The sequence below is a fragment of the Cellvibrio sp. UBA7671 genome, from assembly GCA_002483145.1.
Taxonomy (GTDB): Bacteria; Pseudomonadota; Gammaproteobacteria; order Pseudomonadales; family Cellvibrionaceae; genus Cellvibrio; species Cellvibrio fibrivorans.
Genome location: DLHJ01000015.1, coordinates 39,905 through 52,705, shown reverse-complemented (window position 1 = coordinate 52,705; position 12,801 = coordinate 39,905). Strand labels below are relative to the sequence as shown.

Annotated in this window: 6 protein-coding genes; all 6 read right to left on the bottom strand. The window is 51.3% G+C overall.

Going from position 1 to position 12,801, the window contains the following annotated elements; translation table 11 throughout:
* Positions 1 to 85: 85 nt before the first annotated feature.
* A complete protein-coding gene (locus B4E62_RS15765; RefSeq protein ID WP_331352706.1) occupies positions 86 to 388 on the bottom strand; it encodes a hypothetical protein in 303 nt (100 codons plus the stop codon).
* A gap of 12 nt (positions 389 to 400) precedes the next feature.
* Positions 401 to 775 carry an RHS repeat-associated core domain-containing protein gene (locus B4E62_RS15760; RefSeq protein ID WP_331352705.1) on the bottom strand — a complete coding sequence of 125 codons (375 nt, stop codon included), beginning with the start codon at positions 773 to 775 and terminating at the stop codon, positions 401 to 403.
* A 147-nt stretch (positions 776 to 922) separates the two neighbouring features.
* Positions 923 to 3,913, bottom strand: coding sequence for a TonB-dependent receptor (locus B4E62_RS15755; RefSeq protein WP_331352704.1), 2,991 nt, complete (start codon positions 3,911 to 3,913; stop codon positions 923 to 925).
* Positions 3,914 to 4,007: 94 nt separating this feature from the next.
* Entirely contained in the window at positions 4,008 to 8,474 is a 4,467-nt protein-coding gene (locus tag B4E62_RS15750; protein WP_331352703.1) for an alpha-1,6-glucosidase domain-containing protein, read from the bottom strand.
* Between the two features lie 445 nt (positions 8,475 to 8,919).
* Positions 8,920 to 10,797 (bottom strand): alpha-amylase family glycosyl hydrolase, encoded by a 1,878-nt coding sequence (locus B4E62_RS15745; protein WP_331352702.1) that lies wholly within the window; start codon positions 10,795 to 10,797, stop codon positions 8,920 to 8,922.
* 103 nt (positions 10,798 to 10,900) lie between these two features.
* Positions 10,901 to 12,784: a glycoside hydrolase family 13 protein gene (locus tag B4E62_RS15740; protein WP_331352701.1), complete on the bottom strand. Its 1,884-nt coding sequence runs from the start codon at positions 12,782 to 12,784 to the stop codon at positions 10,901 to 10,903.
* Positions 12,785 to 12,801 lie beyond the last annotated feature (17 nt).

The following is a 12,801-nucleotide window of genomic DNA, read 5'->3' as shown; positions in this document are numbered from 1 at the left end:
AACACTAAAAATAAAACCCCGGCATTGGGTGCCGGGGTTGAAATGGCATTAATTTACAATGGGTTCATTGGGCATGATGTCCAAACTATGCGCAACTATTTCCCAGCCAGAAAGAAAATTTCTGCCAAAAAAGAGCATCGAAAACGCTTTCTCTATCTAAACCTAATTCTTTCCCCAAATCATGATAAATTTCAAACCCAACAGGTTGGATTTGCTTTTCAATTAACTCCATAAAAAAACCTTCAAACGCCATTTCATACTCTCTGTGCGCAATATAATCCTTCACGGCGCTTAGCGACTCATCATCAAGGAAAAATCCAGTATCGTTTACTAATCTATTTAAGAGATTTTCAATATTGTCGGCCTGATCTATAGATAACTCCACCATAAGTTTTACCCTTTATTGCGCAAGAGGATATGCAGTTGATATTTCACCTGCATATTTTTGATGATTGTTGGGATAAAAATCCACCCTAATGAGAACGCCATCTCTTTCGCCTATTGCATATGGTGAATCCCACTTGCCATTACCTTTTTTAGATTTAGGATCAGTGGCAATATCTGAAACATAATGAAGAATCTTTCTGTCACTCCATTTCTCAGGAAATTCATAACACTCATACCTACTCGGATCCGTAAAACTCAGCGTGCTGTTAAACACATACGAGTAGCGGTTGTAACTCTGCGAATTATAGGGCGCTTGCACAAACGGATCGGCGCTCATAAAGCGGCCTAATTCCGGATCATACACGCGGCCACTACTCGTCTCATCCATAAGACTCGCCCTGCGAGCCGCTTGCGACGTTCAAAAATGTTCTCTAAATTTTTTTCATATTGATTAATCCCACCGAATCCAAATTAGGCAAAAAAAAGCCGCACATTTTCATGTGCGGCTTTTACAAAAAACACCTGAACTAAAGCATTAAAACGAGTAGTTAGCCCCCAGGTAGTAAGTGCGGCCAAACCACTGCAAGGTGCGAGTTAACTCTTCATCAAACATATAACTTCTATTGGGTTCGTTGGTGAGGTTGCTGATGGAGAACACCAGGTCCAAACCGTTATCGAACTTGTAGGCAGCTTGATAATCCAGCAGCGTTTCCGGTGCATAGATGATCGGTTGCAAGTTGATGTTGCGTGTCTCGCCGACAAACGAATCCTGGAAGGTGGTAGACAGGCGCGTTTCAAAACCACCGTAGCTGTAGAAAACGGTGAAGTTAGCCGAGTTCTCTACTAATCCAGGGAATGGCAGTGCTGCATCCGCGGTTATGCCCGCCTCGACCGGATTGACCACACTGATCTCGCTGTCCGTCCAGGAGTAGCTGGTGCTCACCCCCAAGCCTGACCACAAATCCGGCAGGAAGTTGAACGTCTGGGTGTAGGAGACTTCAATCCCGCGAATAAATCCGCCTTCCTGATTGTTGATAGAAGTGGAATAGGTACCGTTCTCCACCTCTACTTCCGTTGGTACGCCTCCGACCAAAATCTCTGCGCTATCGGGAATATCAAAGCCGGCTGCGCGGAAATCAAACTGCTCGAAGGTCACGTCCTGAATAAAGGATTTGATGTCGCGGTGATAACCGGCAATCACAAAGGCACCGTTGGTCTCTTCCATGTAATGCTCGTAGGAGAGATCAACCTGATCTGCAATAAACGGTGTCAGGTAGGGAGAGGTGTTGGAGCCGTAGTTAAAGCGCGGGACATTATCCGAGCCAGTGGTGATGGTGCCTTCGGAATCCGGAGCCGCCAAGCGGTTGATGGGCGGGCGCGACAACACACGCGCCAGAGCCAAACGCAGCTGGTCTTCGTCGGTCAGGGCGAAGTTCAGGTTTAGCGATGGCAGGGTGTCGCTGTATTTGGCGCCGAGTTTTTGGTAGGCGAAGTTGCTGCGACAATCGCCCAGCTCATCGCAAATTTCAGTCGCACCGCGCTCAACATCTCCATTCACATTGACCAATGCGATGCTCGATTGGTCAGTCTCTACGTGGCGCACACCGATATTACCGGTGAGGTCACGCCCCAACAGGCTGGTAGAAAGATTGGCCTGCAAATAATAAGAGGTGATGTTTTCGTCGATATTGGAACTCTGCTTCATCGACCAATCACGCCCTTCGCCCCAGCGCGCGGCTGGCTCAATTGAACGAGGTACGGCCTGCGGATTGGGGTTTTCTATGGTGGCCTCAGGCACTGGCCCCAGCACCAAACCGACGTTGTGCGCAGAGCGCATAATTTCGTCGCCATCAATCGCCAGGAAGGATGGGAAACGGGAGAAATCGCCCTTCCAGTTCACCACATCGGAAGTATCGACTGTGATAGGCAGGGACCAGTCCGACGTGATCGTGTTGTTGGCGCCATCACCGTAAACGAACACTTGACGGCGGTCTGTATGGTTGCGCTCGGATGCCCTTACACCCGCCTCTAGGGAGCTTATAAACAGGTCGTCAAACTCGTATTTCAAATCCAGACGCGCGGCGTCAATCAGATCGTCGTTGATGCGCGGATAGCGCTCGTAGCGGCTCAAGCGCAGGTTACTGACACCGTTGGCGTCGTAGGCAGCGTAATCACGGCTCAGGCTTACGGTAGGAAGATTGATACCGTCCAGCAGATAGGCCATGGATTGGTCGGGATCGCGCTCGTAGGGGTCAAAACCCGGTGCCGGATCTTCTTTGGCGCGGTAGAGATGCGCACGCACTACGCCATCTGCCTGCACACCCGAGGCGTCGGAGCGCGACAGGTCACCGGCGATGGTCCAGGCATCTTGCTTCCACTGTACATTCAAGCCGCCGGAGAGCAGCTCGTTGGTTTGGGTCACATCGTTGCTGACTACGTGAAAATCGAAAGCATCGGCGTTGTCGTCGGCCATCTTGAATTCACCGCCAACTACGGCCTGGTTGTTCCACAGCACAACACTGCTGACATCGGCACTGCGCAGCGGCTGAATACGGAAGCCGCGCGAATAACTGTCGGAGGTGAACTCGGAGTAAAACAGGTCGGACTTGATCGTCAGGTTTTCATTAGGCTCAAACTGGACGGCAGCCACATAGCCATCGCGGGTCTCCTCACCGCCCGTCTGCAGCAGTTCAAAACCGTTGCTGATCTGCACACTGGATGGACGCTCCGCCACTGGTTGGGGAGTGAAGTTTTCATCCACCACCTGGGTGTTCAGACCGTCCTCGCTCATTAGATCGAAGGGGGCGGTTTCGTAGTTGTAGTGCTCAAAGCGGGCGGCTGCACGCGGCTGTACGAGCTTGGCGTAACCCAGTGCCACACCGAGGGTGCCGTCCAGCAGCTTTTTCTGGAACGAAAGCGACAGCCGTGAACCATAAGGCTCGGCGCCGTAAATATCACTCGCCTGATCGTTAAAACTGCCGCGCACGCCGACCACAAATTTCTGGTCTTCGGTCATCTCCAGCGGGTTAGCCGTTTTCAATTCCACTGTACCTGCCACACCACCTTCAATCAGCGATGCTTTGGGTGACATATACACTTCTACCGACTGGATCAACTCCGAGGGGAACTGGCTGAACTCCATGGCGCGGGTACCGTTGGGCGATACCTGCTCGCGGCCATTGAGGGTAGAAAAGACAAAGCCTTCACCCATGCCGCGAACCTGAATGGTGCCCGCTTGTCCGCCGGAGCGAGTTACCGTAATACCGGGCACCCGGCCGAGCGCATCGGCGATCGATACATCCGGGAGACCACCCAGATCAGCAGCGGAGATAGCCTGCACTACGGTGTCGGCGTTGCGTTTGGTATCCAGACTGTTCTGGATCGAACGGGCGTAGCCGGTGACCATCACCTCTTCCACTTCGATCTCCGGTTTGGTCTGCTCTTGCGCCAGCAGCGCGGGTGAAATACCTGCCACGGCGAGGCTGGATATCACCAGGGCCAGAGGCTTTACGTTAAATGTTTTCATCGTGTTCTTCTCAACCGTTAGGGATAGCGTTTTTTATGGGCTGCGCCCTCACACCGGGCGCAGCGCTTCCTAAATGCCCTCGCGGGCACTGCTATTACTCGACCAGATCCACCCGCACCGTGATGGCGTCCGCCTGGGTGGTATCCACCGTAAAGCGGTAAGTGCCGGTCACAGGAATGGTGATGGCCAGGTTGTCATTGGAGCCTTGGGTTAATGCAGCTGCCTCCCCGACAGCGGCGCCCGTGCCACCCAGATTCGGGTTGCTCCAGTTGGTTTCGGCGATTTTGAACTGGTAACTGCCCATAGCCACGTTGACGGTCAGGGTGTAAAGACCGGCGCCGGCATAGGTCAAGCGGTTGCCTGCATTAGCATCCCAACCGGACGGGGTGATGGTGCCGCGCACGTAAATAGGCGTTGCGGCGAACAGGTCATCCTCATACACCCGCACGGTGGGCGCATCGGCATTGCGCGTGTTCACCTCAAAGCGGTAGGTCGCCGCTTTGGTGATGGTCAGCGGCACATTGTCATTGCTGCCTTGGGTTAGGATCTGGGGCTGGCCTAACTGCGCCGGGGTATTGCTACCCATGTTGAAGGTGCTCCAATCGCTTGATGCCACTTTGAACATGTAGTCCCCGGGAACCATGGCCGAGGTCATCGCATAAAGGCTGTTGCCCTGATATACCAATTGGTTGCCTGCGTTGGCATCCCAACCTGATGCAGTCACGGTGCCGCGCAGATACACAGGCACTGCACCGAAGGTATCCGGGTTGGTTACCTTGAGGGTTGGCGCAGTAGTGCTGGACGAAGCATCCAACTCAAAGCGGTAGATACCGGCTGTCGCAACATTAAGATGGATGTTGTCATTGCTGCCCTGCGTCAGAGTGATAGAACCGCCCGGTACCAACGTCGCATTGGAACCCAGGTTCGGACTGCTCCAGTTAGCCTCGGCAATTTTGAACTCGTGGTTGCCCGCGGGCACATTCAGGAGTACCGAGTAGACACCGCCGCCTTCGTAGGCCATACGGTTAGCGGCCGTTGCGTCCCAACCGGCTGCTGACACACCACCGCGCACATAGACTGCGGTATCGCCATAAGGCACAGGAACTGCTGCTCCCAAACTAGCAGAGGCAGACAAACCAGCACCTTGCGCGCCCGCTTGGGCTTTCACAAATACCGCCGTTGTATAGGCAGGCACACTGAAGCTACCACCGGTCGCATTACCGGTCGCTTCAGCAAAACTCGCCGCTTTCACGGTTGCATCGGCCGAGGCTTTCTGGGTGCTGTGCAGGCTAAAACCGGTCGCGGTGGGTACCATCGCTACCTGGGTTTGGTTACTGCCGTTAACCACGACTACCAGTGCGTCGTTGGCAGGATCGAGGTCGGCGCGCGCCGTTGAATCGGTGCCGGCGACTGTGCCTGCGCCATCGTCAATACTCATCACAATCAAGCCTGCCACCTGGGTTTTGCCACCATCGTGGAAACCGACGCGGTCCAAAACTTCTTGCTCGGTTTGCAGGCTGAACAGCGGACTGCTGCTGGCGATACTGAGGAACTCCTGGAATACCTCACCGGCCATAGCGATATCAGCTGGCAGCGGCTTGGATTGGCTATCGGCAAACTGGCTGAGCACATAGGTATCGGTGATGCCATCGCGCAATTCTGGCGGCAGCCCCACACCCCAGTTGTTGCTTTGTTTAGTGAAATCCACCGCATTGAACCAATCGCCCGCGTTGTAGCTGTTGGGCGACATGGACTTGGAGCGCAGCAGGTCGCTACCCATTTGGAAGAAAGGTACGCCCTGGCTGAGCATTGGCAGGCTCAGGGTCAGGTTGTGGATACGCACCCGATTTTCGCGGCTGGTATTAGCAGGCAGCGCATTGGGGCGATGGATCCAATCCCAGAGGGCTTCGTTATCGTGTTTTTCCACATAGTTGATGGCTTCTTGCGGGTCGAGGTTGTAAGCACCCACCGCCTCGGCTTTTACGATAGCGCCGGATTTGGTTTTCAACTTGAAGTTCTTGAGGTTGCCCGCAAGACCAGCGCGCACTGCATCCACCCCTTCACCTTTGATCAAGGCAAGCTGTTGCAATGGGTTGCGCATACGGTCATTGAACGTACCTATACCAGTACCGGCTAGAGCCTCCTGGGTTGAGCGCTCAGCTATGCGGTCGCCCGAGGTGCCGCCGCCCGGAGTCCAGGCTTCAGCGTAGAAGTAGCTGTCTTCATCCACGGCTTTGACGGCGTTGTAGGCATCGACCAGCACTGACTTGGGCATAAAACCGGATTGGTCAAAACGGAAGCCATCGACCTTGTAGGCCTCGGCCCATTGCACGACTGAATCCTGCACGAACTTGCCCATCATGCGGTTTTCGGTCGCGGTATCGGGGCCTGCACCTGTGCCCTGCTCAGCCAGCGCAGTAGCAGGGTTAGTGCGGTAGTAGTAACCGGGAACCACTTTGTCGAAGACGGAGTTGGCAACATCAAGGCCAGAGGAAATGGTGTGCGGGTAAACCACATCCATCACCACGCGCAACCCCATGTTGTGCAATGCCATGTTCATGGCACGCATTTCTTTGATGCGAGCAAAGCCCATAGGATCGCTCGCATAACTACCTTCCGGCGCATTGAAATGCTGCGGGTCGTAACCCCAGTTGAACGCATCCAGATCGCCAATGGCAGCCATAAGTTTGCGCGCTTTGTCGCTGGTAGGGTCGTAGCTTTCCAACACTTCACGCAGGGTGGATGCATTGCTTTCCGAACCATCGCAGGCATCAACGCTATCGGGGTTGGTCACTTTTTGGCACAGCTCAAAGATATAGCTGTCCAGATTCACCTGCTCGTCGCTGCTCTCTTTGATACTGGAGCTGTCATTGCTCGGCAAGAAGTGGATATGGGTCATACCGGCATCCACCAATTCTTGCAGATGGTTAACCGGTGCAGTGCCCGATTGGGTAAACGCCATGTACTTGCCGCGGTAAACCGCAGAGGTGCTTTGGTCGTTGGCACTGAAGTCGCGGATATGGGTTTCATAGATATTGATCATCTCCGGCGCCGCCACTGTGGGTACCATGTGGCCATCCCAACCGGCGGGCTTGAGATCACTATCGTTCAGATTGACGAACTGCGAATGACGGCCGTTGGTAGACAAGGAGATTGAGTAAGGGTCAGTCACTTCCAGACGCTGCACTTTTTTGGATACAGGGCTGTAGCCCTTGATGCGGAAACGGTAGTACTTGCGGTCTAGCTCGGTAGCTGTACCGGTGTAACTCCAGATACCGGTGGCCGGGTTCCAGGTCATGGGTTTGGAATCAGCCAGTTTGAGCGGATCACCGGAATAAATGCGCAGATCCACTTCCTGCGCCGTTGGCGCCCACACAGACACGCCCACACCTGAGCTGTAACTCACACCCAATTTCGCTTCATCAGCGTCATTACTGCCTTTGGTATAAAGATCATCCAGCGCTTTGGCAACCTGGATGCGAGTACCGCGACCGCGCTCAACAGTACCGGCTTCCTCGACCGAGTCGTAGCGGCCAATAATAATCAGCTCATCTTTCAGCGCAGCTTTGATGGCATCCAGGCTGACGGATGTCGGCAGATCGTATGCAATGTAATTGGCCAGATGCGGCACCAGTGCGCGTTCATCATCGGTCATAGGGCGTCCGGCACCCAACTGCGCCAGCAGACTGCCGCCGGTCAATTTGCCGTCCGCCGCTGGCGCCATGCCACCAGCGGTAGAGTTATACAGCTCCACCTTTTTGCTCGCCGAAAATTCGCGGTTCCAGATAATGGTGCGCGCGCTGATCCAATGAGCCTCCACATCGCTAATACTCAGCAGTGGGCGCTCCAGGGTGCACACATCATTGATACAGATAGGCAGCGTGCTGAAGCGGCTGTTGCGCATGTTGGCCGAGTTGATAATCACCCAACCCATGCGATCGAACTGGCCGGAACCATCGCGCTTGATGTTGATTTGCAGGTCGCCCGTCTGCGCGGCGCCACCGGGGGTTTTGATAATAAAATTACCACAGCTACCCAGTGCACTCGTTGGAATGACAAAGAATGCGCCGTAATAGGGGTCGTGTGTAATACCCACACTACCGGAATCCTGACTGGTGACATGGGGACCATTCGGCCAAGTGGTGGGAATCGGGTAAGTCGTGCCCTTACCATCCACTATGCTGTCACCCCAGCCATTGCCGCAACTCTGCCAAAGATGCAGGTTGTAACCGGAAAAATCTTTTTCTTCGCTGTTAACGTAGATGACCACTTCATTGGCGCCCGGCATCCGGGTTGGCAATGGAAAATCGGGCACTACACACTCGCCTGCAGCATTGCGCACAGTGCCATCCGGGCAAGCCGGTAATTCCACGGGTGGAAGTGCAGCGCCGCAGGTGCCATCTGCGCGGATCACTAATGGATCGCGGCACGCAGGCAGCTCTGCGACAGAATTATCTGTACCACTACCGCCACCACCGCAACCACTGAATGACAACACGCCAAATGCCAGGGCAATTAGCCCCAACCTTTGCCGTGCACTGAAAGTTCGTGAGTTGAACATCTTGACTATCTCCCAATTAATTATTTTTACAATGTGAAAGCAGGAACCTGAATGGAAAACAGCGTACTGGCCGCAAAAAAATGCACACCAACATGCGGGGCATAGCTACCCTGAAAAAATAAAAAAAGAATTTTTCTGTTATGACTATTAAATAAATATCTAGCTCAAAGCTTAGTCTATGGATGCAAAAATCGATTCGCAAACTACATACGTATGCAAAAAATCAGGCGGGGAATTCTGCAAATTGCATACGTATGCAAAAGCAAAAAACATGAAGAAAAGTAACACTTTTTTATTGAGAGCAAAAAAAATGCGCCAAGATGTGCTCTTAGGCGCATTCATTAGTATTAACAATGTAGCAAAGCTAGTTGATGTAACGATAAAAAAAATCGTGCTATGAATTCAATGTTATTAAAAAATAATTTTTTATCCGCTGCAATACCCGCTAGTCAACCGCTAATTGCAGCACCAGAGACTCCAAAGGAGCCAAGCCTAAACTTACACTGGCCGCAGCACCCTTGACCTGCAAACTGAACTGTTTCGCTTGCTTGCCCAAGCGAGACTCAATCATGTAATTGCCCTGTTGCAGGCCCCAGGCTTTCATCAGTGCTACAGGCAGCTGCAGCTCAAATTGGCGCGCCTCGATTGCGCTGAAGTTGCTGACAATTAGCCATCGCTGTTGCTTATCCCAACGGGCAAAAGAAAACACCTTGTCATCATATCCCTTTGCCCGGGCGAGATTGTGAGTATGCAATTCCAAATATTTACCCGCAAAACCGGACTGCTGCAGTGAGAGGTTTAATAGTTGTTGATAAAACCCGCGCAGCTCTTTTTCTTTAGCCGATAACAAACCGCCATCAAATTTTCCGCCATTCATAAAACGCTGGTGCGCCGGCACACCCGCGTAATCAAAAATGGTAGTGCGCGATGGATCGCCAAAACCGGATTCCAGTGCACCCGCCTCCCCCACTTCTTGACCAAAATACACCATCGTAGGCGAGCGGCTGATTAATGCCGAGACCACCATCGCCGGTTTGGCTTTTTCAGCGCTACCGGCAAATTCCGGGCTGGCAATGCGCTGCTCGTCGTGGTTTTCCAAAAAGTGCAACATATGTTCATCTATGTCACTCATGCCTGCCTGCACACTGGCGATCACATCCGTCGTAGCTTTACCTTGCATAATCGCTTTTAAACTATCGTACATTTCCACTTTGTCGTAGAGATAATCCATTTTTCCCAAGCGGATATAATTGCGGTATTCCTGCGGGTTGTAGACCTCCGCCAATAAAAATGCGTTGGGATTCTTTTGTTTGATCGAAGAATTTAAATAGCTCCAAAATTCCACTGGTACCATTTCCGCCATATCAAAGCGAAAACCATCTACACCCTTAGCTAACCAATACTCGGCGATCTGGCGGAATTTAATCCAGGAATCCGGCACCGATTTTCCCTGCCAGAATTGCGCGTGGGCAGTCACATCCTGTTGCGCATAACGTGCAGGCAACTCAGGAAAATCTTTGCTGCCATCAGGGCGAACGCCATAATTAATTTTTACCGTTTCATACCAGTCATCAAATTTCGGCTGAGCGAGACGCGAGCCATTGCCCGTCCACTTCGCTGGCTTTTCATCAAATTTTCCATCGCTCAGTGGATGGGATTCACCGCCAAGCGGGCGATAATTATTCTGCGGTGCTGGCACTTCAAAATCTTCGCCAGCCACATAATAAAAATTATTATCGCGCGCATATTCAACCTGTTTATTATCGCGTGCACCAAAATCTTCGACACCGGCAGGCTTACTTAAAGATTGGTAAGAACGCGCCACATGGTTGGGCACTATATCGATAATCACTTTCATGCCCTGCGCATGGGTGCGCGCAATCAGAGCTTCAAACTCTTGCAAGCGATTGGCGGGATTCTCGGCAAGGTCGGGATTTACGTTGTAATAATCTTTTACTGCGTAAGGCGAACCGGCGCGGCCTTTTACTACATCCGGATCGTCATTGTTAATACCATAAGCGGTGTAATCGCGGATCACCGCATGGTGTGGTACACCGGTATACCACACATGGGTTACGCCTAATTCTTTAATCGATTTAAGCGCGGCCTCATTGATATCATTAAATTTTCCCACTCCATTTTCTTCAATGGTGCCCCAGGGTTTATTGGTGCTATTGGTGTTGCCATAAAGGCGGGTAAAGATTTGGTAGACAACAGGTTTACCTTGCCCGGATGCAGTGGATTTTACATGTTTGTTTTTATCGACTTGCGTGCAGCCAATGACAGCCACGCACATCAAGGTTACCAACAAGAAGATTTTCATTTGATATTCACGCGTTGGAGTGATGGGCGTCCCCAAGCGGAACTTGGGAACGAGGAATTAAGAGCGGCCAGCACGCTGACCGCCACGGGTTGTAAAAACAATTCTATTGCAGCTCAATAATCAGCGATGATTTTGCGGCAAGCGACAATGGCTTGGTAATATCCACCTCGCGCTTATTGAGCACATCAACTGCTTTTTTCTTGCCATCCAGAAATTCACGATAGGCGAGTAAAGGATGTGTTACCGCTTGCTTATTTTTATTGAGCAATACCATTACTGCTTTATCATCCAGATAGCGGACATATACATAAACGCCATTTTCCGGCGCATAGTGGCGCAACTTACCGCGATGGATAACATCGGCATTTTTTCGCCAATTCAGCAGTGTTTTTATAAACTGCTGACTTTCTTTTTCTTTGGCAGTTAATCCTGAACCGGTAAATGCATTTTTGGTATCGCCTTTCCAACCACCCGGCATATCCGCGCGCACGGCACCGTCATCGCGTTCTTTAGGGCTGGTCAGCAACACTTCCGAACCATAATAAAATTGCGGGATCCCACGCATGGTTGCGGTATACACCATTGCCATTTTGAACAGGTCGAGATCTTCATTTAATACAGAGTAGATGCGTGAGGTATCGTGATTTTCAGGAAAGACAACCAGATTAAACGGATCGGCATACACAAAATCGTTGGCAAGCATTTCATACAGCCGAACAAAACCCTTATCCCAAGACTCATCTTCCAGTAGTACCTGACGTAGAGTTTCGTGGATTGGAAAATCCATTACACTCGGCATATAAGATATATGGCCGCTTTTATTTTCTTTTCCGCGCTGCCAGTGGGCAACGACTGCCGGGTTGGTGCTCCACTCTTCACCGACAATATTAAAATTGGGATATTCATCCATAATCGCTTTTGCCCAGCGCGATAAAAATTGTTCATCGGCATAACCGTAAGTATCTTCGCGGATGCCGCTCAAACCTGCGTATTCAATCCACCACAAACTATTCTGGATTAAATAATTCGCCAGCTGTGGATTGCGCTGGTTTAGATCAGGCATAGACTTCACAAACCAACCACTGACAAATAATTCTTTATCCTGAGGGTCAGCGTAGGGGTCTTGCACTGTAGTACGGCGATGATTGGTGGCAATAAACTCAGCGGGAAAATTCAGCCAATCTTTTGCGGGCATATCATTCATCCACCAATGCTTTGAACCTATGTGGTTGAGCACTATGTCCTGGATCACCCCCATACCTTTTTGTTTGGCCTTGGCGACAAAGCGCTTGAATTCCTCATTGGTGCCGTAGCGCGCATCGGTTAAATACAAATTGGTCGCGGCATATCCGTGATAGGAATATTGCGGCTGATTATTTTCAGTCAGCGGGTTGGGCCATATCTGGGTAAAACCCATATTCGCGATGTAATCCAGATGTTGCGCAATTCCGGCAATATCACCACCGTGACGGCCGCCTTTAAACGTCCGATCTGGCTGCTCGGTTAATCCGGCAACGGCATCGTTTTTAGTATCACCATTCGCGAAGCGGTCCGGGGTAATTAAATAAATGGCATCTTTTGCTGAAAAGCCGTGTCGCTGCGCAGAATTTTTTTCGCGCGCAAGCAATTCATATTCAAAACGGCTTTGGGTTTTTCCATCATGCTGAAATTCAATGGGAAATTTTCCAGGTTTGGTATGCGCGGCAATATCGATAGTGACAAATAAATAATTGGGGTTATCCGTTTTCACAACGGAAAGGATCTGCACGCCGGGATAATTAATCTGCGGTTGCGTTGCGCTGATATTATCGCCGTGCACCATCAACTCTACCTGATGGTAGTTCATACCCACCCACCAATTGGCAGGTTCGAGATGTTTTATCGCATGGCGATTTTCTTCTACGACGCTGCTGTCTGCCAATACACCGCAGGGAAGTAGCAGTGTGAAAAGTAGAACCAGCAATCCAAATGGATAAGCTTTATGCATGGGGAAATGTTCCTTAA